At 67.9% G+C, this 23,871-nt stretch carries 21 protein-coding genes; 4 read left to right on the top strand and 17 right to left on the bottom strand.

Annotated elements, in window-relative coordinates; translation table 11 throughout:
• Positions 1-54 precede the first annotated feature (54 nt).
• On the bottom strand, positions 55-2,010 hold the full coding sequence (locus Q0309_RS15400) for an acetoacetate--CoA ligase (RefSeq protein ID WP_299443110.1): 1,956 nt from the start codon (positions 2,008-2,010) through the stop codon (positions 55-57).
• Positions 2,011-2,225: 215 nt separating this feature from the next.
• Here Q0309_RS15400 and Q0309_RS15395 point away from each other — a divergent pair, with 215 nt between their 5' ends.
• Positions 2,226-2,585, top strand: a complete 360-nt coding sequence (locus tag Q0309_RS15395; protein ID WP_299443107.1) for a hypothetical protein — start codon at positions 2,226-2,228, stop codon at positions 2,583-2,585.
• 109 nt (positions 2,586-2,694) lie between these two features.
• Here Q0309_RS15395 and Q0309_RS15390 read toward each other — a convergent pair whose 3' ends face one another.
• The 4 genes from Q0309_RS15390 to Q0309_RS15375 all read right to left on the bottom strand — a co-directional run bounded on the left by Q0309_RS15390 (position 2,695) and on the right by Q0309_RS15375 (position 4,765).
• A complete protein-coding gene (locus tag Q0309_RS15390) occupies positions 2,695-2,889 on the bottom strand; it encodes a DUF2892 domain-containing protein (protein WP_299443104.1) in 195 nt (64 codons plus the stop codon).
• 259 nt (positions 2,890-3,148) lie between these two features.
• Positions 3,149-3,409 (bottom strand): DUF2892 domain-containing protein, encoded by a 261-nt coding sequence (locus Q0309_RS15385; RefSeq protein ID WP_299443101.1) that lies wholly within the window; start codon positions 3,407-3,409, stop codon positions 3,149-3,151.
• A 329-nt stretch (positions 3,410-3,738) separates the two neighbouring features.
• Positions 3,739-3,969, bottom strand: a complete 231-nt coding sequence (locus tag Q0309_RS15380) for a DUF2892 domain-containing protein (RefSeq protein ID WP_299443098.1) — start codon at positions 3,967-3,969, stop codon at positions 3,739-3,741.
• A 13-nt stretch (positions 3,970-3,982) separates the two neighbouring features.
• Positions 3,983-4,765: a Crp/Fnr family transcriptional regulator gene (locus tag Q0309_RS15375; RefSeq protein ID WP_299443095.1), complete on the bottom strand. Its 783-nt coding sequence runs from the start codon at positions 4,763-4,765 to the stop codon at positions 3,983-3,985.
• A 247-nt stretch (positions 4,766-5,012) separates the two neighbouring features.
• On the opposite strand from Q0309_RS15375, the gene Q0309_RS15370 reads away from it, so the two are divergent.
• Positions 5,013-5,432, top strand: a complete 420-nt coding sequence (locus tag Q0309_RS15370) for a hypothetical protein (protein ID WP_299443091.1) — start codon at positions 5,013-5,015, stop codon at positions 5,430-5,432.
• Positions 5,433-5,450: 18 nt separating this feature from the next.
• Here the strand turns inward: Q0309_RS15370 and Q0309_RS15365 are convergent, their stop codons facing one another.
• From Q0309_RS15365 to hemC, 9 genes are all read right to left on the bottom strand, one after another.
• Positions 5,451-6,074 (bottom strand): LysE family translocator, encoded by a 624-nt coding sequence (locus tag Q0309_RS15365; RefSeq protein ID WP_299443088.1) that lies wholly within the window; start codon positions 6,072-6,074, stop codon positions 5,451-5,453.
• A 19-nt stretch (positions 6,075-6,093) separates the two neighbouring features.
• Positions 6,094-6,444: a hypothetical protein gene (locus tag Q0309_RS15360; RefSeq protein WP_299443085.1), complete on the bottom strand. Its 351-nt coding sequence runs from the start codon at positions 6,442-6,444 to the stop codon at positions 6,094-6,096.
• A complete protein-coding gene (locus Q0309_RS15355) occupies positions 6,431-7,027 on the bottom strand; it encodes a hypothetical protein (RefSeq protein WP_299443082.1) in 597 nt (198 codons plus the stop codon). Before Q0309_RS15355 ends, Q0309_RS15360 begins: the two co-directional genes overlap by 14 nt.
• A 148-nt stretch (positions 7,028-7,175) precedes the next feature.
• The gene (locus Q0309_RS15350; RefSeq protein WP_299443079.1) at positions 7,176-8,024 is read right to left on the bottom strand and encodes a metallophosphoesterase; all 849 of its coding nucleotides are present in this window, start codon (positions 8,022-8,024) and stop codon (positions 7,176-7,178) included.
• A 22-nt stretch (positions 8,025-8,046) separates the two neighbouring features.
• Positions 8,047-9,075 carry a diacylglycerol kinase family protein gene (locus tag Q0309_RS15345; protein WP_299443076.1) on the bottom strand — a complete coding sequence of 343 codons (1,029 nt, stop codon included), beginning with the start codon at positions 9,073-9,075 and terminating at the stop codon, positions 8,047-8,049.
• Positions 9,059-10,048, bottom strand: a complete 990-nt coding sequence (gcvA, locus tag Q0309_RS15340) for a transcriptional regulator GcvA (RefSeq protein ID WP_299443073.1) — start codon at positions 10,046-10,048, stop codon at positions 9,059-9,061. Before gcvA ends, Q0309_RS15345 begins: the two co-directional genes overlap by 17 nt.
• Positions 10,049-10,707: 659 nt before the next feature.
• Positions 10,708-11,952 carry a heme biosynthesis HemY N-terminal domain-containing protein gene (locus Q0309_RS15335; protein ID WP_299443070.1) on the bottom strand — a complete coding sequence of 415 codons (1,245 nt, stop codon included), beginning with the start codon at positions 11,950-11,952 and terminating at the stop codon, positions 10,708-10,710.
• 4 nt (positions 11,953-11,956) lie between these two features.
• Complete coding sequence (locus Q0309_RS15330) at positions 11,957-14,158, bottom strand: uroporphyrinogen-III synthase (protein ID WP_299443067.1); 2,202 nt, start codon at positions 14,156-14,158, stop codon at positions 11,957-11,959.
• Positions 14,159-14,244: 86 nt separating this feature from the next.
• A complete protein-coding gene (gene hemC / locus Q0309_RS15325; protein WP_299443064.1) occupies positions 14,245-15,219 on the bottom strand; it encodes a hydroxymethylbilane synthase in 975 nt (324 codons plus the stop codon).
• Between the two features lie 56 nt (positions 15,220-15,275).
• Here hemC and tsaD point away from each other — a divergent pair, with 56 nt between their 5' ends.
• Together tsaD and Q0309_RS15315 are read left to right on the top strand one after the other, a co-directional pair.
• Positions 15,276-16,340, top strand: coding sequence for a tRNA (adenosine(37)-N6)-threonylcarbamoyltransferase complex transferase subunit TsaD (gene tsaD / locus Q0309_RS15320; RefSeq protein WP_299443061.1), 1,065 nt, complete (start codon positions 15,276-15,278; stop codon positions 16,338-16,340).
• 249 nt (positions 16,341-16,589) lie between these two features.
• Complete coding sequence (locus tag Q0309_RS15315) at positions 16,590-17,471, top strand: hypothetical protein (RefSeq protein WP_299443058.1); 882 nt, start codon at positions 16,590-16,592, stop codon at positions 17,469-17,471.
• Between the two features lie 1,254 nt (positions 17,472-18,725).
• On the opposite strand, the gene infB is transcribed toward Q0309_RS15315, so the two are convergent.
• From infB to nusA, 3 genes are all read right to left on the bottom strand, one after another.
• Positions 18,726-21,395, bottom strand: coding sequence for a translation initiation factor IF-2 (gene infB, locus Q0309_RS15310; RefSeq protein WP_299443055.1), 2,670 nt, complete (start codon positions 21,393-21,395; stop codon positions 18,726-18,728).
• 62 nt (positions 21,396-21,457) lie between these two features.
• Entirely contained in the window at positions 21,458-22,168 is a 711-nt protein-coding gene (locus Q0309_RS15305) for an RNA-binding protein (RefSeq protein ID WP_299443052.1), read from the bottom strand.
• A 71-nt stretch (positions 22,169-22,239) separates the two neighbouring features.
• On the bottom strand, positions 22,240-23,868 hold the full coding sequence (gene nusA, locus Q0309_RS15300) for a transcription termination factor NusA (RefSeq protein ID WP_299443225.1): 1,629 nt from the start codon (positions 23,866-23,868) through the stop codon (positions 22,240-22,242).
• Positions 23,869-23,871 lie beyond the last annotated feature (3 nt).

The raw sequence follows: 23,871 nt of genomic DNA, 5'->3' as shown, positions 1-23,871 counted from the left end.
GACGCGGCGTCCGCCCCGGCCCGCATGGTCAAGACCATCCGGACGGCACCCCTGTCAACTCCGCAATTCCTCCCGATCCGCGAACTGGTCCAGCGCCTCTGGGTTGGCCAGTGCCTCCTTGTTCTTGACCGGGCGGCCGTGCACCACCTCGCGCACCGCCAGTTCGACGATCTTGTTGGACTTGGTGCGCGGGATGTCGGTCACCTGCACCACCTTGGCCGGCACATGGCGCGGCGTGCAGTTCTGGCGGATCTGCTTCTTGATCTTGTCGGCCAGCGCCTCGTCCAGGTCCAGGCCCTCGCGCAGGCGCACGAACAGCACGACCCGCACGTCGTTATCCCAGTCCTGGCCGATCACCAGCGCCTCCACCACCTCGTCGAGCAGTTCCACCTGTCGGTAGATCTCGGCGGTGCCGATGCGCACGCCGCCCGGGTTCAGCGTGGCGTCGGAGCGGCCCATGACCAGCAGGCCGCCGGTCTCGGTCAACTCCACCCAGTCGCCGTGGGTCCAGATGCCGGGGAAGCGCTCGAAGTAGGCGGCGAGGAACTTCTTGTCTTCCGGGTCGTTCCAGAAACCGACCGGGGTGGACGGGAACGCCTGGGTACAGACCAGTTCGCCCTTCTTGCCGACGACGGAGGTTCCGTCCTCGTCGTAGACCTCGGTCTTCATGCCCAGGCCGCGCTTTTGGATCTCGCCGCGATAGACGGGGCTGATGGGGCTGCCCAGCATGAAGCACGACAGCAGGTCGGTGCCGCCGGAAATGGAGGACAACTGCACGTCCGGCTTCACGTCCTCATAGACGTAGTCGAACGACTCCGGCACCAGCGGCGAGCCGGTCGAGGTCATCACCCGCACGGTCTTGAGCGAATGGGTCTCGCGCGGTTTCAGGCCGGCCTTCTTGATGGCGTCGATCCACTTGGCCGAGGTGCCGAATAGGGTCATGCCCTCGGCGTCGGCGTAGTCGAACAGGATGGCGCCCGACGGATAGCCCGGGCTGCCGTCGTACAGCAGCAGGGTGGCGCGGGAGGCCAGTCCGGCCACCAGCCAGTTCCACATCATCCAGCCGCAGGTGGTGAAGTAGAACACGCGGTCGCCCGGCTTCACGTCGCAGTGCAGGACGTGCTCCTTGGCCTGCTGGATCAGGGTGCCGCCCTGGCCGTGGACGATGCACTTGGGCACGCCCGTCGTCCCCGACGAGTACATGATATACAGCGGCGTATCAAACGGCAGGTCGTCGAAGCGGATGTTCCCGGCGGTGTACGGGGCGACAAAGTCATCCCACCAGACGGCCTCGCGCACGGCGGAGAGATCGGCGTCGTCGCGGGTGTAGGGCACGATGACGGTGCGCTCGACGCTGGGCATCCGCTCGACGATGGCGGCGATCTTCTCCAGGCCGTCGTGTGCCTTGCCGTTGTAGAAATAGCCCTCGGCGGCGATCAGCACCCTGGGCTCGATCTGGCCGAAGCGGTCCACCACGCCCTGCACGCCGAAGTCCGGCGAGGCGGTGGACCAGATGGCGCCGATGCCGGCGCAGGCCAGCATTCCGATGATGGTTTCCGGCATGTTCGGGATATAGCCGGCCACACGGTCGCCCTTCTGAACGCCCATGGCGATGAGCGCCTGTTGAAAGCGTGAGACGGCGTCCCACAGGTCCTGATAGCTCAGGCGGCGCTTGACGGCGGTTTCCCCCCAGAACACCAGGGCGTCGGCGCTCGGGTCCCAGTCCGGCCGCAGCAGGTTACGGGCGAAGTTGATGTGACCGTTGGGGAACCACTTGGCGCCGGGCATCTTTTTCGGGTCATCGACGACCACGTCACCCTTTTCGCCGATCAGGCCGCAGAAGTCCCACACCGCCGACCAGAACGCGGCCGGTTGATCCACGGACCACTGCCACAGCGAATCGTAGTCGCCCAGGCTCAGGCCGTGCTTGGCGTTCACCTGTGTCATGAAGGCGGTCATGTTGCTGGCGGCGACGGCCTCGGCGGTCGGGGTCCACAGGGGTTCGGTCACGGTCGTCCTCCCGGTTTCGCGGTCCGCCGCCGGGTTCGCGCGCCGGCGGCCTGTTTCGTTTCGGTCCGCATTGTGCCCGATGGTCCGGGAGGGGCCAAGGGGCTGCGGCCACACCCGTCCACACGCCGTCGGGTGGCATCTTTCCCGGCGCGCCCACCGCGGCTACATTACACGGACAAGCCCCGACCGACGATGCACGAAAGGCCCGACGCCCCATGCCCGAACCCGCCCCCATCGCCCCGGAGGACCGGGAGCCCCTGACTCTCCTGGAGTTTCGGGTCGGCCGCCTGGAAGCGGACATGACGGACGTCAAGGCGACGCTGGCCCGACTCGAACCGCTCATCGTGCGGATCGACGAGCAGCTTCGCAGCACGCTGCCCCATCTGGCCACCAAGGCCGAGGTGCAAACCCTGCGCGCCGACATGGAAAGCCGGTTCGGCGACATGGAGGGCCGGTTCGCCGGCATGGAGGTCAAACTCGCCGAAAAGCCCGGCAAGGCGTACATGTGGGGGGTGATCGGAGTCATGACGGCCGCCATTTTCGGTGCGGTCGTTCTGGGGGCCGCGCTGACCTGACGGCCACCCAGCCCCCCTCCTGAAAAAAACCCCGGCGATGGGCTCGCCGGGGGGAAGGATGCCGGGGCCAGACGGGACCGGCCCGGCAACGGGGAGGGGAAACAGGGGTCTACTCTGACTTGCAGGTCTTGATGCCGAACGGCAGGTAGGCCGGGCAGACCCGTAGCAGCCCGGTGGCGGCCAGGATGGCGCCGATGATATAGCCCCAGGGGCTCAGTGCCGGCACCAGGGCCGTCACAACGATCAACGCCGCGCCGATCGCGATGCGCAGGATGCGGTCCATGCCGCCGACGTTCTTGGTCATGGTCATGACTCCCTCTCGATGAAACTTGAAACGACGAGGCATCTCCCCGACGGCGGATGTCCCCGGTCGTGCGAGGGATACACCGGCGCGGCCCCATGGATCGGTAACTTAGTCACAGAACCGGAGGGCGGAGTCGCGTTCGGCGAAACCAGACCATCGGAAGTCGGGACAGACGCCCCAGACACCAAACCCCCGACGGTTGGGCCGCCGGGGGTCTGGGGGTCGGAACGACGTCATGAACCGCGTTGCGGTCGGGCCCCTACTTGGAGGCCGGCTCGCAGGTGTTCATGCCCGTCATCTTGTAGAACGGGCAGATGCGCAGGACGCCGGTGGCCAGGGGAATCACCCCGATCCAGCCAACCATCGCGCCCGGTGCCCCCGAAAAGAGCGCGAGGAAAATCAGGGCACCCCCCACGCCGATGCGCGCGTAGCTGTCGACCTTGCCGACGTTCTTCTCGGTGTTGTCAATGCGGGCCTTCACCTTTTCCGCGCCCTGCTCAGCGGCTTTCTTGGCTTCCATGGTCGTACTCCCATTGTTTCATGCCGAACCGCGACGACCAAGCCAACTTGGCCGGTCGTCGTAAACTGACCTTTCCAGTTCAAGAAACTCGTGCCGACGCCATTCGTTCCGGATCGCGCCGCCGAAACATCACTGGGGGCCACGGTCACACGCGGACGGTCGTGGTAAGGCCCGGAACGCTGGCCCGCGCTGAGAGAGGGGGAGTGGCGTGGGAGACGGGCGCAAAAAGTACGAGCGCCACCGGCAGGGATATGCCGGTGGCGCGCAACGTCGGATCCCCGGCCAGGGATTGGCCGGGACCCAATGGAGTGGGACGAGCCGAATGGGCCTTACTTCTTCGCGGTGTCGGTGCTGCAGGTGTTCATGCCGATCGCCTTGTAGAACGGGCAGAAACCCACAATGCCGGTGAACAGCGGGATGAAGCCGATCCAGCCGATCCAGTCACCCTTGCTGTCTCCGTAAAACGCCGCCATGGAAATCAGCAGGATGCCGCCACCGATCCGGGCGAGGCTTTCAAAGAGACCCACGTTCCGTTCCACGGGAATCAAAAAGTTGAACATGTCGTGCTCCTTCTCAGTCATGGGGCGGGTGGGGTATGCGACCACCTCCGCCTGACTCCTGTGTTGTTGCCCCCATCCGGACCCCACCGCCGGCACGGCCGTCCGGTCCTTGATCGCCACCACGGAGTCGGTCCAGGGCCGCCGCGTCGGTCACCCGCACCTGACCGCGCGTGGCGGTCACCCAGTGCCGACGCTCGAACTCCTTGAGCTGGCGACTAATGACCTCGCGCGCCGAACCCAGCTCCATCGCCAGATCCAGATGAGTGGCCACAACAATTCCGCTGTTATCGGCCCGGGTCAAGAGTACGTGCGCAAGGCGCGCGTCGATCCGGCCGAAAGCGACCTCGTCGATCAAAAGAAGGAGATCCGAAATGCGGGCCGCGTACGCCGAAAAGACGAAGCGGCGGAACACGGCCGAGCAGCCGAGCAGCGCCTGGAACGTGCTCGCCGGCAGCACGGCGGCGCGCACGTCGGTCTCCGCCACACCCTCGGCACCGTAGGGAAGGTCGGTCATCAGTGCATTGGTGGTCAGCACGCAGGTCTGCCCCGGCTCGACGCGGTACAGCACGATCTGCCGCCCGCTTTCCGAGACCTTCTGCACCCGCACGCAGCCCTCCAGGATCAGGGTGTAGGCCTGACAGGAGTCGCCGTCGCGAAACACCACGGCGCCAGCGGGAAGGGTGACTTGCCGCACCCCCTGCGCGAGCAGGCGGCGCGCCTCCGGCTCCAGGCCGCCCAGGGGCTCGAACCCGGACAGGAGTCGGTCGATCAGCGGCGGCGCGGGGGCGGTCGGCATGGCAGGGGCGAGTGTGCCGTCGGGCGCGCGGGTTGTGAAGGGAAAGCAGAGGCGCAGGTCCCTGATCCGGCCGGGCCGGGACGCCCGTGGCCGATCGGCATATGTCGGAAGAGTGCTCGCAACCCGAGGCCGTCGGGGCTACACATTATTGCAAGCGTCCTGTGGATATCCACAATGAAAGGGGTGCCATCCGGTGTCTTCACGCCTTTTGAGCCGGGATTTGGACCCTTCCGCCTGGGACCCTGTCATGAGCCTGAACACGGACAGGAGAGGCCGGTGCCTCTTCGCCGTTACGGAGCAACCGGTCACCGCCGACCGCTCGGCGCTGCTGTTCAAGGCGCACGGGGTCATGACGTCGGATGCCTTCGCCGACTTCCTCGACTCCCTGCGCCGGGCCGGGCAGCTCCAACGCCACGCCCTGATGATCCTTGACTCCCGCAACGTCGTCGATCGGCACACCGATGCCCATGCCATGTACCGGCAGGCCGAGGTGCTGCTCCGCGCGGGGGTGCGCTCGCTGCACGCTTGCGACCTGTCGGACGGGGAGGCGACGCGCGCCTACGCCGTCATGCTGACGGACATCTACCGGCAAGCGGGCATCCGGGCGGAGGTCCGTGTCTGTCCGTCGCTGGACGACGCCGTGGCCTGGTTGAGGGAGCACGCCTGACGGCCAGCCGAACCACCGTCACGTCCGGCTGGCGGTGGCCAACAGCCCGCCGATGCCGATGAAGGTCGAGCCGGTCACCCTGTTGAACCAGCGCCCAAAGCGCGCAAACCAGGGCGCAAGCCGCTGCGCCGTGCCGGCCAGCAGCACCTGGTAGCTGAACTCGACCGCCGAGACGGTTCCGCCCAACACCAGGAACTGCAGCCAGAACCCGGCGCCCGGCGTCATGAACTGCGGCAGAACGGCGGCGAAGGCGATCAGCACCTTGGGATTCGACACGGCGACCATGAACCCCTGGCCGAAAAGGCGTGCCGGGTGGCGGGCGCGGAGATCCACAGTTGGCGTGTCGTCCACGCTCGGCGGCGGCGCCCGCCACAGGCGAATCCCCAGATAGATCAGGTAGGCGCCGCCGATCCATTTCGCAGCGGTGAACGCCTGCTCAGACGCGGCCATCAAGGCCCCCAGCCCGGCCAGAGACAGGGCTATGAGCAGCAGAAACCCGGTGATCGCCCCGGCCGCCGTGAACACGGCGCGGCCCAGCCCGAACCGCACCCCGTGGGTCAGCGCCAACAGGCCGTTGGGGCCGGGCGTCAGGCTCAGGCCGACGCAGGCGATCAGATACACGAACCACAGGTCCAGGGGCATGGGGGGCTGTCCCGTGCGATCAGGAGGGGGCCGCCAGAATATCCTCGGCGCGGCGAACCGCGTCTCGAACCTCTCGGAGCGTCACCGGGGCGCCAAGCGCGTAGTCCGCACGGACCCGCAGTTCGCGCAGACGTCGCATCGACTGCTTCATGCGATACAGGCGAGCCGACCCGACATATGATTTTTCAACCCTCTCGAGAACTGCTTGGTGTCGGGCCATTGCGTAGTCGTTGGCGGGGTCAAGCCCAAGCGTCTGACAGGCCAAATGATAGACGCTGTAATACGCTTGATGCGCGGCCGCGCGCCAGTGTCGTTCCTCGGGCATCGCTGCAAGGTCCCAGGCCGTGTCCAGCAACTCACGCGGCGTCATCGGCGTCGCGCCACTGAATCGCGGTCCAGCCCACAAGGTCCGGGTCCCAAGCTTCAACCTCGGCGTCAATCGCGTTTTCGAGAGCCAACCGCCCGTCCTGGTCGTTGGCAAGCTCAACGGGCAGAACCGCCTCGATCACAGGCATGGCGTCGCCCTCCGGAAAGATCGTGAGGTCTCGGCCCACCACCGGAATGTTTCTGGTCCACAGAACCATTTCATACTGCCGTCGGGACAGCGACTCTCGTGTTGGGGCCCGTGACATGCACCGAAGACCCAAGCATTCCTTGCGCAGGCGACTGGCCAAGCCTTTTGTGGCCAGAGTCGCGTCATCGAGCACGGCCTTCAGCGCGGCGACGGCGCGGGGCGCGGAAGGACCTCCCCGACCAACCAATCGCGCCCGCTCCGACTCCTGCGCGATCAACCAAGCCATGCGGTCAAGCCGTTGCTCATGGATTGGATCGGGTTCGGCCCATTGGCTGGCATCCGCCACGCGTTGAAGGTCATTCAGTTGGATTTGGACACCGTGTTCCGCTTCGGCGCCAACCCTTCCAAGGCCAACTCTCACGGCGTCAATTTCATTCATCAGCCCGGGGCCATCCGCCTCCCGATCCGCGCGCGCAAGCACTGCCCTTGCCCGGGCCAATGACGCCTCGAGCACTGTCGCATCGCCATCATGAGTATCAACAGCCGCGTGTGCCATGCGTCAAGAGTGCCCCTCGCCCCGATCCCTGTCAACGCGCCGCCGAATCCCGTGAAACCGCCCAGTGCCCATCCGCGCGATCGAACGCCTGGGTGGACACGGCCTCGAATCCGGCGCCGGTCCAGGCCCGCGTGTCCACCTCCAGGCGCGGCGGCCGTGCCCCAAGCCGGATCACGTTATAGCCGTTGGCCTCGTCGCGCAGCCGGGTGGATGTGGCACTGCCCGCCTGGGCGACGATCATCGACCACGCCGGCGCGCCGGGCCGTGCCGCCGGCACGGCGGACACGGCCGCGTGCGTGCGGTGCAGGTGACCGCTCAGCAGCAGGTCGACGCGGCTGGCGGCAAAGCTGCTCAAGGCCCGCTCGGCGTGGAACAGCATCCGGCCGTCGCGGTGCCCCGGGGGCAGCACGGCCGGATGATGCGTCACGATGATCCGCACGCGGTTGCCGCCATGCGCGGCCAGATCGTTCGTTGCCCGCGCCAGTTGGCGCCGGTTGATGCTGCCCAGCGCCCAGTTCCAGTGCCGCACCAGCCGCCGGGCCGTGTTCAGGCCCAGCACCGCCATCTCGTCGTCCGTCACCAATGGGAACAGGTCGGACGTGATGTGGCGGGAAAAGCGGCGGTAGGGTCGCAGGAAGCGCACCGCCAGATTGAATCCCGGCACGTCGTGATTGCCGGGCACCACCAGCACCGGCCGGTCCAGGCGATCCAGGAAGGCCCGCGCCGCGCGGAACTCGCGGCGGCGGCCGCGCTGGGTCAGGTCGCCGCTAACGACGACCAGATCGGGTGCGACGGCGGCAAGGTCGGCCTCCAGCGCGGCGACCACCGCCGGATCGACGGCGCCGAAATGCAGGTCGGAAACATGGGCCAGGGTCCGCACGGGGCACTCCGCAAGACGGTTCTCAGGGTGACTCGTCCCGGTATGTGGGCGCACCGGTGGGCGACGCCAACAGGTCGAGCGCCGATCCGTCGACCCGCGCCAAGACTGACGCCGCCTCGGCCGGCACCCACACCGACAGCGCCGCCGGCTCCACCCGGAACCGCAGGCGCGGCGGCAACAGGACCACCTCGCCGTCTACGGTGGCGCGGATGACGCGCCGCCGCACCACCACGTTCAACCGCCGCACGTCCTCGGTCAGAAGGTCGGCGTCGCGCTGCCACGTGCCGGCGACCATCAGGCCCAGCACCAGCCGCAGCCACTGCCATAGCGACCGGTGGCGCAAGACGTAAAGGGCCAGGGCGCCGTGCCCCAGGCTGTCGCGGCGCAGCCACAGCCCGGGCCGCGCGGCATAGGCGTTGTCGGCCACCACCATGGCGTGGGTCCTGACCCGCACCGCCCCCTTTTCCGTCATCAGCACGGCCCGCAAGCGCGGCCAGCGCCGTACCGCCGTCACCAGCCGCCACACGAGCCGCCCCCACAGCAGCGGCGTCATGGCGTGGCGGAACCGTTCCCGCTGGCGCGCGACGTTGGCGAACAGACCCAGGATCACACTGTTCAGAAACACCCGGCCGTTGATCCGGCCCACATCGATGCGGCCGACGACGCCCTCGACCAGCGCGGCGACGGCGGCCTCCGGGTCCTCGGGCATACAGAGGTCGCGCGCCAGCAGATTGGCGGTGCCGACCGGAAACACGGCCATCGGCGGCACCGGCACCGGACTCGCGCACAGCGCCTGGGCGACCGAGGCCAACGTGCCGTCGCCCCCGGCGACCACCAGCGCCCGCGCGCCGGCGCGGCTGGCCGTCTCGGCGGCGACCGCGAGGTCGGGGCCGCGCGCCAGATGGGACATTGCCGGCCAGCCGAGCCGGTCGAAGGCGGCGACCAGGGTGTCGGCCATCTCCCGGGCCGCGTCGGGCCGGCCGACGAACGCGCCGGCGCCACTGTTGATCAGGACGACCACGCGGTCCCGGGCCTCATCCTCCAGACTCATACGCGGTCTCCTGTTTCAAAGGGACGTGCTCGGTCCGCTCACTACGATCCGGCGTCAAGTGGTGCTCGAACGCGTTGGCCGCGTCCTCCACCCAGTCCATGAAGGCGACCACCGCCGGGTCGTCCGCCAGCGCCTCCGGTGTGACGGCGTAGTAGGTGAAATCCGCCGGCCGCGACACGGCGAACGGCCGCACCAGACGACCGGCCTCCAGGGCGTCGAACACCAGCGCCGAGCGCCCCAGCATCACCCCCAGGCCGTGCACGGCCGCCTGGATCTGGACGTCCGCGTCGGTGAACCGGGGGCCGCGCGTGCAATCCACGTCCGGCACGCCCAGCCACTGCAGCCAGGGCCGCCACAACAGCCATCGTTCGCGTTCCAGCACGGTGCTGTCATGGATCAGCACATGGTGCCGCAGGTCCTCGGGCGCGCGCAGCGGCCTCGGCCCGGTCACCAGGGCGGGCGCGCAGACCGGAAAGACCGTCTCGTCCATCAGCCGGCGCACGTGCAGTCCCGGATAGTGTCCGGCGCCGTAGCGGATGCCAATGTGCATGGAGTCGCGGCCGTCAAAGCGGACGGTGGCTTGGCGCAGGTCCACGTCGAGATCGATCTCGGGGTACTGCTCGCGGAACCGGACCAGGCGCGGCGCCAGCCACATCATGCCGAACGAGGGCAACACCGAGACCCGCAGCACGCCGGCGAGCCGTTGCCCGGGCAGTCGGGCGACGGCGCGGGCCATGTCGTCCAGGCCGCGTGTCAGCCCCGGCACCAATGTGCGGCCATGGTCGGTCAGGCGCAGACCGCGCGGCAGGCGCTCGAACAGGGCGACGCCAAGATGGTCCTCCAACTGGCGCACCTGATGGCTGACCGCCGTCGGTGTCACGGCCAGTTCGTCGGCGGCGTGGGCGAACGAGCCGTGGCGCGCGGCGGCCTCGAAGGCGCGAAGGGCGTTCAGCGGGGGCAGACGGCGGACCATGGCTCGAGACCGGGTTCAGGTGACGTGACTTGGAAAGCGAACCGGGTCACCTTAACACTGCCCGGAGAGGTGCGCGCCGTCTTTGGCTAGCTCCCGGCGCCACGATCGTCGTCACACGTCGCCGCCAGCGTCCGCGCGAGCCGACGGGCCGGCGCAAGACCCCAACGCAACCGTCCCCGTTTACTGCTATCGCATTCAAACATCTTGACTCTTTCTCGTCATTGCGAGAAGCGAAGCGACGAAGCAATCCAGGGCGAATATTTTCGTTTTACGCCCTGGAGTGCTTCACCCTCGTCTTACGCCGAGGGTTCGCAATGACGAGTCAAATTGCCGTCCGAGAGGAGAGCCGCCGCTGCGGCGGAAAGAAGTGTGAAGACGATAGCCGTAAACGGGGAGGGAGTCCGGGCGGAACCCTTTTTGCGGTCAGTTCTCCAGCCTACTGGAAGGCGCTTGCCGGACTCCTCCCCCATTTATGGGGGAGGTTGGGTGGGGGTTCAGGCGGGAGGCGCCGGCCAAGGCGGCGGAGAGATCCTGGCCAACCGTCCTTCCCGGTTTGGGCCTATCGTGCCCACACGTCTCAGCCGAGGCCCGCGCCCGCGCGCCACGGGGCGGCCTGGGTTCCCCCGGGCCGCCCCGCGTCATCAGGCTGCGTTCCGTGATCAGGCCGCCGCCTGGCTCTGCTCCGTCGTCAGCGCGCCGGGCGCCTGCACGCCGCCCAGGCCGTCGGCCGCCGCCACGGCGCGGCGCATCCAGTCCAGCGCCTTGGTGCTGTCGCCGGACTCGCCTTCCTCGATGCGGGCCATCAGCAGGCAGGTGCGCAGGTCCGGGTGCTCGGTGATCAGCGGCCGCAGCTGTGTGCGCGCCTGCGCCCACTGCTTGGCCTCAACCGCGCCCTCGGCGACCGCCAGGCGGCTTTCGGCGTGCTGCGGGTTGAGCGCCGCCAGGGTCTGCATCCGGCTGGCCAGGGCGTTGGCGTCCTTGACGCCGCCCAGGTCGCGCCAGGTGCTGGCCAGCACAGCGGCCGGGGCGCGGCGCCAGGCGTCCTGAATGACCTGTTCGGCCTTGCGCACCTTGCCGTCGGCGGCCAGCAGGCGGGCCAGCTTGTTGACCACCATGGCCGAGTCGGGGGTCAGGTCGAGCGCCTGACGGCACAGGGTGACGGCATCGCCGGTCTTGCCGGCGGCCTCGGCCGCCTCGACGCGCTTCAGGAAGGCCTCGGCGCGCATCCGGCGCATCTCGTCGGGGTTGGCCTGGCCGGACTGCTCCAGCACCTGCAGGGGCTTTTCGACGTCGTCCAGACGACCGGTGCGCAAGGCCAACTCCAGCGCCGGCCGGGCGGCCCACACCGGGTTGTCCACCTTGAAGAAGGCGCGCTCGGTGTACTCGCGGATGGCCTCGTCGTTGCCCTCGGCCACCGCCAGGTCCAGCATCCCGCGAATGGCGGCGCCTTCGGTGTCGGGGTTGTCGAGCAGCTGGTTGTACAGGCCGCGCGCGGTCTCCGCGTCCCCGGCCATGGCGTAGCCGTCGGCCTCCATCAGCGTGGCGGGGCACTTGGCCGGATTCCGATAGGCGCGACGGGCGCGGTGGGCATCCGCCCGGGCCTGACCGCCCTGGCCGACGCGCAACGCCGCATAGGCCTCGCCCATGCCCTTGGCGGCCGAGACGAGGTTGCCGCGGGTCTTGACCCCGCGCAGGCCAAGCATGGTGCCGATTGCGAGCACCAGCTTCACGAGGACCCAAAACAATGCGAACAGGATCAGCAGGCCGATCAGGCCGAACATCATGTTGGTTTCGATCTGCCAACCCAACCAGTCGGCACTCACGGTTCCGGGATTGGCCGCGAACCACAGGCCGCCAGCGACCAGCGCGACCCCCAGGATGATAATCAGGGCAAGCACGTACATGGGGTTACTCCGTCGTCTGGGCCGCGCCGACACGTTCCAGGGCGGCCGCGTTCAGATTGGCAAGGGCGGCATTGACCGACGCCAGCGCCCGGGCATCAACCAGCCAGTCGGCGACCGCATTGGCCGGGTCGCCCTCAAGGGTAGACAAGGCGTCAATCGCCGTCTCCAGGTCGTTCTCAGCGAGGTGCGTCTCCGCCGCCGACAGGGCCGACAGCGCGCTTCCGGCGACGACCTCGTCCTTGCGGCGCACTGTCAGGCCGGACATGAGCGAGGACACGGTGTCCGTCCACCAGCCCTCGCCCTCGGGGACGATGACACGACGGGCCGCCACCCTCGAGACCTCGGCGTAGCGCCACCGCAGTTCGGGAAGGGTCGGAACGCCGGTCTGGGCGTGGGCGGCGAGGGCCGCCAGGTCGTCCTCGAAGTCGGTTTCCGAGGCAAGGGAGCGGACGGCGTCCAGCGCCGCGCCGTACGGTTTTCCGATGGCCACACGGTCGCGCAACTGGCCGACGGCCAGCACCAAGCCAACGCTGCGGGGTTCCGTGTCATCGACCATCGATTCCAGAGCCGCCACGCGCTCGCTCAGGTCGCCGAAGTCGGCGTCCAGGCCATCGATGGTCTGCTCCAGATCCGCCAGGCGCGCATCGATGTCGGCCAGCAGAGCCTGCGCGGCCTCGGCGGCCGCCGCCGAATCGGTGCCCCCGGCACTGGCCACGGTCTGCCCGTCGACGCGGTCTTCCAGGTCGGACAGCCGCTCACGCAGGGCGTCGAGCGCGGCGGAGTCCACGCCCGCGCCGGCGCCGGACGCCGTATCGGGCGCGGACTGCGCCGTCTCCAGCGCCTCGCCCGCGACCTTGGCGGCTTCGTCCGCCTGGGCGCGCACGTCCGCGAGGGCGCTGTCGAGGCTGGCGATCCGCTCGCGCAACTCGACCACCGCCGGCGGGTCCGGCGCTGCCGGCAGGTCCGGCAGCCAGGCCTGGAAAGGCGCCGGCACAGAGGCGCGCCACCACGGCATGGTGCCGAAGCCCACGGCCACCAGGAGAATGAGAACCACGGTCCACCGCACCAGCGAGCGGAGCGTGCGGTGGTCCGCCTGCTCCTCCTCTGTGGGGCCCCGGGGGCTCTCGCGGTGCGCCGAGGCATTGCCGGCGGACCCACCATAGATGCCCTCGCCGTCGTCGAGGTTTTTGTCAGTCGTGTCGTCGTGCGCGGACTCGGAGGCGTCGGAACCGTCGGCGGCGTCCGTGCGCGACTCGTCCTCGGCCCCCGGTTGCGCGGCGGCGTCCGTGCTCTCCGGCCCGTCGGTGGCGGTGTCCTGCCGATCCTTGGACCAAGGCCCCTGGCTGGCCGCGTCGGCGCTGTCCGGCGCGGCCGGCGCCGGCTTATCGTCTGTTGCGCCCGGCGGCGGCCCGGTGGGCGCGTCGTCCGTGGAGTCCTCGGTGCGGTCGGTCGGCGTGCCCTTGTCGGCGTTTTGCGGCTGTTTCAGGGGAGCCTCCTTCACATCGGCTGTAAACACGTCCAGCAGGGCGTCTTGTGTCGGCTGCGCGGCGACGCGCACGCGGCCCGGGAATAGCGGGTCCAGTTCGCGCGCCACGGCAGGCGACAGGGCATACGCCGTCATGCGACCCAGTTTGCCCTGAAGCCCCGCCTTTCGCACGTGGTCAACGAACGTGCGCGCGGTGCGGGGCGAATAAAAGAAGGCGACGTCGATCTCGCCCCGCTCCAACGCGCCCCGCACGGCGGCGGACAGGGCCGCAGTCGGCCGAGCATCGTACAGGCGGGCCAAGCGGACGTCGAATCCGTCGGCCTCCAACGCGCCGGCCAGATCGCCGGCCCTCGCCGCGCCGGCCGCGTGCACCAGTGGTCCCCGTGCCGGGTTCAGCGTCCGCCGCACCAGGGCGGCCAGGGTCTCGACGTCGCCACCGGCGCTGGTGACGCTGACGAAGCCCACCTCGCGCGCGGCCCGCGCGGTCTGGTCGCCGACGGCATAGACGGGGACGTCCCGTCGCTCGACGGCCGTCGCCAGGGCGCGGGCGCCGTTGGCGCTGGTCATCAGCACGGCCTGAACGCCGGTCAGGTCCACGTTCGGCCCGGCCACCGGAACGATGACAAGAAGCGGCTCGCAGACCACGTCCACGCCCATCGCGCGCAGCGGCGCGGCAATTCTTTCGGCGTCGTCCCGTGGCCGACTGACCAATGCGCGCATTGCCGTCCCAGCCCTTCCGTGCATCCTTGTCCTTGCCGCGCGTGGGCTCCCGCCTGCCACGCGGGATGCAATCCGAAATAGAGGTCCTACAGTCCGCCGCCCGCCGCGACCTCGCCCCGATAGGCCGGCAGGGCGTCCCCGGCCTTCTCGACCAGTTCGCTCGCCGCGTCGTCACCCATGGCCTCGGCGTCGGCGGTGGTCACCACGTCCCAGGTCCGTTCGGTGGCCAGGGGATCGCGTCCATCGGGGCGGACGATCAGCCCGCGCAGCCTCATGCGGTCGGACCCGATCCATTCGGCCAGGGCAGCGATGGGTGTCCGGCACGAGCCGTCCAAACGGGCCAGGAACGCGCGTTCCGCCGCCACGCGGATACTCGACGCGCGGCAGTCCAGCGCCCGCACCCAGTCGATGGTTCGGATGTCGTCGGCGCGGCAGGTGATCCCCACCGCGCCCTGGGCGACGGCCGGCAGCATCTCCTCCGGCTCCAGCGGCGCGGTGGCCACATGGGCCATGTCCATGCGGTTGAGCCCGGCCATGGCCAGCATGGTGGCATCGGCCACGCCCTCGTTCAGCTTGCGCAGGCGCGTTTGCAGGTTGCCGCGAAAGTTGATGACCTTCAGGTGCGGATAGCGGCCGAGGATCTGGGCGCCCCGGCGCAGCGACGCCGAGCCGATCACCGCGCCCTCGGGCAGGTCGGCGAAGCTCTTGTAGCGGGTGGAGATGAAGGCGTCGCGCGGATCCTCGCGCGGCATGATGCAGGCCAGCGTCAGGCCGTCCTCCAGCACCGTGGGGACGTCCTTCATGCTGTGCACGGCGATGTCGATGGTGCCGGCGAGCTGGGCGTCATCGATCTCGCGGGTGAACAGCCCCTTGCCGCCGATTTCCGACAGCGGCCGGTCCTGGACCGAATCCCCCGTGGTCTTGATGACGACAATCTCCAGCGCGCCCGGTTCGGACAGCGCGGGGTGGGCGGCGGCGAGCGCGTCGCGGGCGGCGTGGGCCTGGGCCAGCGCGAGCGGGCTGCCGCGCGTTCCGATCTTGAGAAGTGGTGTGTTGCTCATGGGCCCAGGTTTGTAAGGGGTGATCTTCGCTGTGCAAAGCCCTATTTCTAGGCGCCATGATCGTTCTCGGCCTCGAAACCAGTTGCGACGAAACGGCCGCCGCCGTGGTGGACGACGGGCGGCGCGTGCGCGCCCAGACGCTGCTGTCGCAGCACGACGCCCATCGTCCGTATGGCGGGGTGGTTCCCGAAATCGCCGCGCGCGCGCACCTGGACCACCTGGACCGGCTGGTGGCCGAGGCGGTGGAGGAAGCCGGGATTCGCCTGGCGGACCTGGACGGCGTGGCGGCCACCGGCGGTCCCGGCCTGATCGGCGGCGTCATCGTCGGCGTCATGACGGCCAAGGCGCTGGCGCTGGCCACGGGCACGCCCTTCCTGGCCGTCAACCACCTGGAGGCGCACGCCCTGACCGCGCGGCTGACGGACGCCGTGCCGTTCCCCTATCTGTTGCTGCTGGTCTCGGGGGGACACTGCCAGCTTCTGGCGGTGCGGGGCGTGGGCCAGTACCGGCGCCTGGGCACCACCGTCGACGACGCGGCCGGCGAGTGCTTTGACAAGACGGCCAAGATGATGGGCCTGGGCCATCCCGGCGGCCCGGCGCTGGAGCGCGCGGCCAAGGGCGGCGATCCGGCGCGCTTCGCGCTGCCCAGGCCCATGGTCGGCCGGCCGGGCTGCGACTTTTCGTTCTCGGGCCTGAAGACGGCGACGCGGCAGGTACTGGAGACACTGCCGCCGGGGCCGCTGTCGGATCGGGATCTGGCTGATCTGGCGGCGGGCGTGCAGGACGCGGTGGCCGACGTGCTGGCCGACCGGACCCGGCGCGCCATGGCGCTGATGGAGGAAAGCGGCGACTCGGGGGCGCCGCCGACGCTGGTGGTGGCCGGCGGAGTCGCTGCCAACGAAACGCTGCGGGCGGCGCTGACCGCCCTGTGCGCGGGCCGGGGCTGGCGGTTCGTCGCGCCGCCGCCGGGGCTGTGTACCGACAACGCCGCCATGGTCGCCTGGGCGGGCCTGGAACGGCTGCGCCTGGGGCTGACCGATCCGCTCGATTTCAAGCCGCGCCCGCGCTGGCCGCTGGATCCCGACGCCCCCAAACGCGCCGGTGCGGGGGTGAAGGCGTAGGAGCCAAAGCGTTCGAAACCGGCACCGCACGATGAGTCCGAAATGGACCCTGAAACCGTCGATGCTCCCCCATCGTGCTAAAAGATGTCACGAGCGACACCCCCCGGGCATGGGAACCAGCTCCCGCCTCAATCAGTCGGCTTCACGCGTTAACGTCTGATTAGCGTCACGTGTTGTTAGATTCAGGGATTTGGAAGCGGCGGTCTCGATGGGTTTGATCCGAGAACGAATGAAGACGGCGAGGGAAACATGGCGCTCGATTATTTTGAGGGGGGGGAGGCGCGTGAATTCTCAATTGTCCCCTATTTCTACTACCACATCCCAAAGTCCGGCGGCATGACCATAAGGTGGTCCGTTGGATGGGGTTTTGAAGCTTTGAAGAAGCTGTGCTCCGCTGAGTCGCGCCAACTTCTAAGCAGTATTTTGTGTGATCGCGTTGACGACAGGAGCATTCTGCAAAGGGCTGATGGCTGCGTTTCGCAGAAGTGCATTTTTTTGGCGTCACACTTGCCCTTTGGGGTTCATAGAAAATTCACTCAGAGCTTTAGGCTGGTTACCGTTTTGAGGGAGCCTTGGTCCCGCGCCCAATCAAATTATTTCTACAAAAAGATGCGGGCCTCGGAACAGGCGAGCAAGGCTGAGTTTGATGCCTTTTTGGCACAGGTGGAAAACTGCAACGTCATGACAAAGCAACTTGGCGGCATCCTGCCGGAACAGTCGATTGGCCAGGATGTTTTTGAGCGTGCCTGTCAGAACCTTCTGGATCGATTCCACGCCTTTGGTGTTGAGCAAGATATTCCGTCGATCATATCCGACATCTTAAAGACAAACTGTTGCCCCAATGTGATATCGGAGCGCATAAACCGGACGAGCGCCAAATATATACTTGAGTGTGAGGAGACAGATCAATTCAGAGACGCGAACGAATGGGATTACCGCCTGTATGATTTTGTTAAGAAATACAGGCGCATTCCACAATCACTTTCTAAAAAGCCAAGTAAATACAGCATCTTGATCCGAGAGGCAGGCAACGATTCCTATTCCTCCGCCAAGGCAGATGTATTGGAGGTCGATGTCTCGAACTTCGCAAATGGCGCTAAGATTCAAGAAGATGAATTGCCTGTTGCGTGAGGGTCTTTTATAAATCGGGACAACATGGCTTCAGTAATAAGAGCGCCATTCCGCATGGTCCGGAGGCTGCACAGGAAGGTTTATTCATTTGGCTCCGGCAGAGGCGCGGTCTGGCCCCCTGGGACAGATCTCTAGCACAGCATATTGAGTTTGCCGGAGCCAAGTGAATAATACCGCCCGACGATTGGATTGACTTGTCAGGCTGGTCGCTTCGGGGCGCCGGTGACGCCGAGTCTTTGTTTTTTCGCCGCAGCGCCCCTTCGGGGCACTGCGGCTCCGCGGCCCCGGCCGCCCAAAGGGCGGCCAAACTTTGTCGGCGCCGCGAAGCGGCGCCGTGGGCACCGGCCCCGTTTTGGTAAAAGCTGGCATCGCGAAGCGATGCCAGAGGCGCACCGGCCGTCCGACGAATGAAGTCGGCTCATTCGTCGGACGGTATCAAGCCAAATGTCGGCCCGAATAAGCCGGTGTTCCGGATGCGATTCGGTAGAATCGCATGATCCTGAATCAAAACGCCAGGGCGTATCGCGGCGTGCAGCAATTCTCAGAGCCCGTCCGGAAAGTCTCGAAGGCCACAATATGTGGGGTGCCGGTCCCCAGAACGAGCACCGTCCGTGGTACCCATAAGGGCTTTCCGGACAGACTCTCAGGATGGAGGGAGAACAGCGGTTGCGGCCGGTGCCGGCCTGTTCTCCTCCCCCTACGGGCTAACTGATTCACACAACTTTGTTTCCGTTTGTCATTGCGAGGAGCGAAGCCCAAATTAAAGAAATGGGGCAATCCAGGGCAGATACTTGCGTTTTTCGCCCTGGATTGCTTCACCCTCGTCTTGCGACGAGGGTTCGCAATGACGAGTCACGTCATCTCACGAGCGAGGTGCCGCCGCTTCGGCGGAAAGAAGTGTGAATATGATAGCCCCCTCCGGGGGGAGGTCGGGAGGGGGGAACCAGATGTCGGAAGACAGAGGTCAGAGGACAGAAGCACTCCGCATGGAATGGCGTTCCGCCGGCGGGCTTCTGACTTCTGACTTCTGTCCTCTGGTTCCCACCCCAGCCCTCCCCTATCCAGGGGAGGGTGTCAGGCCCGCGCCTGGAGCTCCCGGCAGTTCATTTCGGAAGCCGCGCGGCCAAAATGAGAACTGCTGCGCGGCGTGCCTAGGGCAGAGTCACGTGAATCTGCCCTAAGACAAATATTTTGGGCGGAGTCATGTTCGAAATCGGCCCCACCACTGTGGTTCCGAATTCGAGCGATTCGGCGCTACAGCGCCGCCGCCACCTCTTCCAGTTCAAAGCACTCGATGAAGTCGCCCACCTGGATGTCGTTGTAGTTTTCGAACGACATGCCGCACTCGTAGCCCTCGCGCACCTCGCGGACATCGTCCTTGAAGCGCTTGAGCTGACCCAGGCTGCCCTCGTGGATGACCACGTCGTCGCGCAGCAGGCGCACCTTGGCGCCGCGCTTGACCATGCCCTCGGTCACCATGCAGCCGGCCACCTTGCCGACCTTGGTGATGTTGAAGACATCGCGGATCTCGGCGTAGCCTAGCAGGCTTTCCTTGTAGGTCGGCTCCAGCATCCCGGTCAGCAGCGCCCGCACGTCGTCGGCGACGTTGTAGATGATGCTGTAGTACCGGATCTCGACGCCGTCGCGGCGGGCCATCTCGCGCGCCTGTGGGTTGGCGCGAACATTAAAGCCGATGACCAGCGCGTCCGACGCCTTGGCCAGCGTGATGTCGCTTTCGTTGATGCCGCCGACGGCCGCGTGAAGAACGCGCGGCTTGACCTCGTCGGTGCCCATCTTCTCCAGGGTGCCGATGAGCGCCTCGACCGAGCCCTGCACGTCGCCCTTGATGACCACGGGCAGTTCCTTGGCCTCGCCGGTCTGGATGCGCTCGAACATCTGCTCCATGGAGCCGCGCGCCGACTTGACGAACTGGCTCTCGCGCTCCTTGCGTTGGCGATACCCGGCGACCTCGCGCGCCTTGGTCTCGTCCTCGACGACGATGAAGTCGTCGCCGGCCTCGGGCGTGCCGTTGAAGCCGAGCACCTCCACGGGCACGGCGGGGCCGGCCTCCTCCAGGCGCTCGTCGCGCTCGTTGACCAGGGCGCGCACGCGGCCCCACTCCTTGCCGCAGACGAACGTGTCGCCGACGCGCAGGGTGCCGCGCTGCACCAGCACGGTGGCCACCGAGCCGCGCCCGCGTTCCATCTTGGCCTCGACCACCGCGCCCTCGGCGACGCGGTCCGGATTGGCCTTCAGGTCGAGCAGTTCGGCCTGCAGCAGGATGGCCTCTTCCAGCTTTTCCAGGTTCATCCGCTTCTTGGCCGAAACCTCGACGGTCTGGACGTCGCCGCCCATTTCCTCGACCACCACGTCGTGCTGCAGCAGTTCGGTGCGCACCCGGTTGGGGTCGGCCTCGGGCAGGTCGATCTTGTTGATGGCCACGACCATGGGCACCTTGGCGGCCTGGGCGTGGCGGATGGCCTCGATGGTTTGCGGCATGATGCCGTCGTTGGCGGCCACCACCAGAACGACGATGTCGGTCACCTCGGCACCGCGCGCGCGCATGGCGGTAAACGCGGCGTGGCCCGGCGTGTCGATGAAGGTGATGCGCTCGCCCGAGGCCAACTGCACCTGATAGGCGCCGATGTGCTGCGTGATGCCGCCGGCCTCGCCGGAGACGACATCGGCCTCCCGCATGGCGTCGAGCAGCGAGGTCTTTCCGTGGTCGACGTGGCCCATCACGGTCACCACCGGCGGCCGCGTGACCATCTGGGATTCGGTATCGGGGCCGGCGACCAGGCCAATCTCGACGTCGGCGTCCGAGACACGCTTGATCTTGTGGCCGAAGTCCTCGACCACCAGTTCGGCCGTGTCGGCATCAATCACCTGGTTGATGGTGGCCATCACGCCCAGCTTCATCAACGACTTGATGACATTGCCGCCGCGTTCGGCCATGCGGTTGGCCAGTTCCTGGACGGTGATGGTCTCCGGCACGGTGACCTCGCGCACCACCCGCTCCTGCGGGCCGCCGGACTGCTGCTTGCGCCGTTCCTTCTGCTGCGCGCGGCGCATGGCGGCCATTGAGCGGCCGCGTTCCGAGCGGTCGTCCCCATCCAGGGCGGCGGAGATGGTCAGCTTGCCGCGCCGCTTGGGCTCGGCGCGCTTCGTGGACGGCGTCTTGGCCGGGGCCTTGGCCGGAGTCGCGGTGGCCGGGCCACGGCGCGCGGCGGGCGCGTCGTCATCGTCGTCCGCCGCCTTGCGCGACGGCTTGCCGGGCGCCTTGGCCGTCGCGGGACGGGCAGCGCCCTCGTCCTGCTTGTCGCCGGGCTTGGCGTCCGGGGATTGTGCCGCCGGCTTGGCCGGCTCCTGCGCCGAGGCCGCCTCGCCCGCCGCCTCATCCGCCACCGAGGACGGGGCACCGGCATCGGGCGCGTCGGCCGCGTCGGCCTGCGGCCCGGCCTCGCTTTGGCGCTGGGCCTCTTCCTCCTCGGCCTTGCGGCGCGCCTCTTCCTCTTCGGCCTTGCGCCGAGCCTCTTCCTCTTCGGCCTTGCGCCGCGCCTCTTCCTCTTCGGCCTTGCGCCGCGCCTCTTCCTCGACCTTGCGCCGCGCCTCTTCCTCGGCGCGCTGCTGGGCGTGCTGGAGCGCGCGCAGGCGGTGAGCCTTTTCCTCGTTGGTCAGGTCGCCCGGCAGTGCGTCGCTCGCGTCACGCAGGCGCGCGTCACCGGCGCCGCCGCGTCCGCGCCGCGCGGCTTCGGCCTCGGCGGCCTGGACGTGGCGCTTCTTGCGCACCTCGACCTGCACCACCTTGGAGCGTCCGTGCGAAAAATTCTGACGGACCTGTCCGCTTTCCAGCGGGCGCTTCAGTTCCAGCTTGCCACGCGAGGACAGCGACAGGGGCGCCTTCCGTTCTTTCTCGTCCGCCATTCGACTCAGCTTCGCTCCATACCCAACCACGGTTCCGGGAGCCCGTGCCCCCGGCATCTCTATTACGTCTCGCAGGGGTCCGGCCTGTCCTGGTCCCGTGCCGGCGCGTCGGGATCCGTCGCGTCCGGCGGGCCGCGACGCGACGCCTCCAGAACGTCCGCCACCCCCAGGATCATCGGGCCGGGTCGGAACCCGGCCAGAAGGGCACTGCTCTCCAGGAAGATCCCCGCCAACCGTCCCCGATCCACGGCGACATGCACGGCTCGATCGCGCCCCAGGGGGCGCCCCAGTTCCTCGGCATCGAACCCGACGACCAAGGGAGGCGTTCTTGGCCCGCAGACCGCCGCCGCCAGCGCCGAGATCTTGCCCCGTCCGTCCGATCCCCCATCACGCGCCGTCACCAGCACGGCCGGCACATCCCCCTTGGCCGCCGCGCGCAGACGATCGCGCACCTTCTCGAACCCGGTCACTGCCTGCCCCGCGCGCCGGGCCAAGCCCAGCGTATCGAGGCACCGCCGCGCGAGCAGATGATCCACCCGGTCGGCCAGATCGGCCGGCACCGTGACCGACCGTCGTGCGGCACGCGCGAACAGGTTCTTTCGCGCCGCCATCTCTAACACATCGCGGGCCGGGCTCAACCAGAAACCGCGCCCGGGCAGCCGCCGGTCGACGTCGGGCACCACCTGGCCTTGCGGATCGAGAACGAACCGCACCAGCTCGGCCTGGGGCCGGCAGTCGCGCGTCACGATGCAGCGGCGCGTTCCCGGAGGCATCGCGTCGTCGTCCTCGGGTTCCAGAACCCCTGCCAGGCTATGTGCCCCGCCGGCGGCCATCGGTCATGCCCTCAGCCCGCCGGCCCGGCCGGATCGGCGGCGGTCTCATCGCCGGCCGGTTCCGGTTCGGTCGCGCCATCGCCGTCGCCGTCTTCGTCGTCGGTGGCGGCAGCGGCAGCGGCAGCGGCTTGGTCCTCGTCCTCGAACCAGTGCGCGCGCGAGGCCATGATGATGGTGTTGGCCGTCTCCTCGTCGAGATTGTCCTCACCGACGATCTCGCGCAATTCGTCGCTGGCCAGGTCGGCCAGATCGTCCAGCGTCTTGACCCCGGCCTCGCCCAGCGCCACCAGCATGGTCGCCGACAGACCGTGCACATAGGTCATGTCGTCGTCGACGCCAAGGTCGCGCCGGCGTTCGTCGGCGGCCCGCTCGCGTTCCTCCAGGAAGCCCTGCGCGCGGTCCTTCAGTTCGGCGGCGATGTCCTCGTCGAACCCCTCGATCGAGGCCAGTTCGGCGTCCTCCACAAAGGCCACCTCCTCGACCGTTGTGAAGCCCTCGGTGACCAGCAGGTGGGCGATGACGTCGTCCACATCCAGGGCGTCGATGAACGCCTGCGAGCGGGTGCGGAACTCCTCCTGGCGGCGCTCCGACTCCTCCGCCTCGGTCATGATGTCGATGTCCCAGCCGGACAGCTGCGAGGCCAGGCGGACGTTCTGGCCACGCCGGCCGATGGCCAGCGACAGCTGTTCGTCGGGCACCACCACCTCGATGCGGTTGGATTCCTCGTCCAGCACCACCTTGGTCACCTCGGCCGGCGCGAGACCGTTGACGACGAAGCTGGCCGGATCGTCCGTCCACTGAATGATATCGATCTTTTCGCCCTGAAGCTCGGCCACCACCGCCTGCACGCGCGAGCCGCGCATTCCGACGCAGGCGCCGACCGGGTCGATGCCCGAGTCGTTAGAGATCACCGCGATCTTGGCGCGCGAACCGGGATCACGCGCGACGGCCCGGATCTCGATGATCCCGTCGTAGATCTCCGGCACCTCCTGGGCAAACAGCTTGGCCATGAACTCGGGCCGCGTGCGCGAGAGAAAGATCTGCGGGCCGCGCGGTTCCTGGCGCACGTCATGGATATAGGCGCGCGCCCGGTCACCGGTCTTGAAATGCTCGCGCGGGATCAGTTCGTCGCGGCGCAGCAGCGCTTCGGCCCGGCCCAGATCGACGATGACGTTGCCGAACTCGACCCGCTTGACGAGGCCGTTGACGACCTCGCCGACGCGGTCCTTGTACTCCTCGTACTGGCGCTCGCGCTCGGCGTCGCGCACGCGCTGGACGATCACCTGCTTGGCGGTCTGCGCGGCGATGCGGCCGAAGTCGATGGGCGGCAGCGGGTCGATGATCACGTCGCCGACCTCGGCGTCCGGCTTCTTGCGGCGCGCCCGGGCGACGGTGACCTGGGTGGCCTCGTCCTCAATCTCGTCGACGACGTGCAGATGGCGTTCCAGCTTGATCTCGCCCGTCCGCCGGTCGATCAGCGCCTGAATGTCGTGCTCGTGCCCGTACTTGGAGCGCCCGGCCTTCTGGATCGCCTGCTCCATGGCCACGAAGACCTCCTCACGGTCGATCCCCTTGTCGCGGGACACCGTGTCGGCCACCTGCACCAGCTCCGGCCGGGTCATGCCGGCCATGCGGTCCATCTC

It is taken from the genome of uncultured Rhodospira sp. (assembly GCF_937138205.1).
Lineage (GTDB): Bacteria > Pseudomonadota > Alphaproteobacteria > Rhodospirillales > Rhodospirillaceae > Rhodospira.
Note: the sequence above shows the minus strand (reverse complement) of the source record. Positions and strands in the feature narration are given on the sequence as shown.

What these genes read in the sequence shown, in the direction of transcription:
- Q0309_RS15345 (WP_299443076.1), bottom strand. Translation starts at nt 9,075, where the DNA reads ATGAGTCTGGAGGATGAGGCCCGGGACCGCGTGGTCGTCCTGATCAAC.
- infB (WP_299443055.1), bottom strand. Translation starts at nt 21,395, where the DNA reads ATGGCGGACGAGAAAGAACGGAAGGCGCCCCTGTCGCTGTCCTCGCGT.
- Q0309_RS15330 (WP_299443067.1), bottom strand. Translation starts at nt 14,158, where the DNA reads ATGCGCGCATTGGTCAGTCGGCCACGGGACGACGCCGAAAGAATTGCC.
- nusA (WP_299443225.1), bottom strand. Translation starts at nt 23,868, where the DNA reads ATGGACCGCATGGCCGGCATGACCCGGCCGGAGCTGGTGCAGGTGGCC.
- Q0309_RS15370 (WP_299443091.1), top strand. Translation starts at nt 5,013, where the DNA reads ATGAGCCTGAACACGGACAGGAGAGGCCGGTGCCTCTTCGCCGTTACG.
- Q0309_RS15385 (WP_299443101.1), bottom strand. Translation starts at nt 3,409, where the DNA reads ATGGAAGCCAAGAAAGCCGCTGAGCAGGGCGCGGAAAAGGTGAAGGCC.
- Q0309_RS15390 (WP_299443104.1), bottom strand. Translation starts at nt 2,889, where the DNA reads ATGACCAAGAACGTCGGCGGCATGGACCGCATCCTGCGCATCGCGATC.
- Q0309_RS15335 (WP_299443070.1), bottom strand. Translation starts at nt 11,952, where the DNA reads ATGTACGTGCTTGCCCTGATTATCATCCTGGGGGTCGCGCTGGTCGCT.
- Q0309_RS15360 (WP_299443085.1), bottom strand. Translation starts at nt 6,444, where the DNA reads ATGACGCCGCGTGAGTTGCTGGACACGGCCTGGGACCTTGCAGCGATG.
- hemC (WP_299443064.1), bottom strand. Translation starts at nt 15,219, where the DNA reads ATGAGCAACACACCACTTCTCAAGATCGGAACGCGCGGCAGCCCGCTC.
- Q0309_RS15315 (WP_299443058.1), top strand. Translation starts at nt 16,590, where the DNA reads ATGGCGCTCGATTATTTTGAGGGGGGGGAGGCGCGTGAATTCTCAATT.
- Q0309_RS15365 (WP_299443088.1), bottom strand. Translation starts at nt 6,074, where the DNA reads ATGCCCCTGGACCTGTGGTTCGTGTATCTGATCGCCTGCGTCGGCCTG.
- Q0309_RS15375 (WP_299443095.1), bottom strand. Translation starts at nt 4,765, where the DNA reads ATGCCGACCGCCCCCGCGCCGCCGCTGATCGACCGACTCCTGTCCGGG.
- tsaD (WP_299443061.1), top strand. Translation starts at nt 15,276, where the DNA reads ATGATCGTTCTCGGCCTCGAAACCAGTTGCGACGAAACGGCCGCCGCC.
- Q0309_RS15355 (WP_299443082.1), bottom strand. Translation starts at nt 7,027, where the DNA reads ATGAATGAAATTGACGCCGTGAGAGTTGGCCTTGGAAGGGTTGGCGCC.
- Q0309_RS15395 (WP_299443107.1), top strand. Translation starts at nt 2,226, where the DNA reads ATGCCCGAACCCGCCCCCATCGCCCCGGAGGACCGGGAGCCCCTGACT.
- Q0309_RS15380 (WP_299443098.1), bottom strand. Translation starts at nt 3,969, where the DNA reads ATGTTCAACTTTTTGATTCCCGTGGAACGGAACGTGGGTCTCTTTGAA.
- Q0309_RS15305 (WP_299443052.1), bottom strand. Translation starts at nt 22,168, where the DNA reads ATGCCTCCGGGAACGCGCCGCTGCATCGTGACGCGCGACTGCCGGCCC.
- gcvA (WP_299443073.1), bottom strand. Translation starts at nt 10,048, where the DNA reads ATGGTCCGCCGTCTGCCCCCGCTGAACGCCCTTCGCGCCTTCGAGGCC.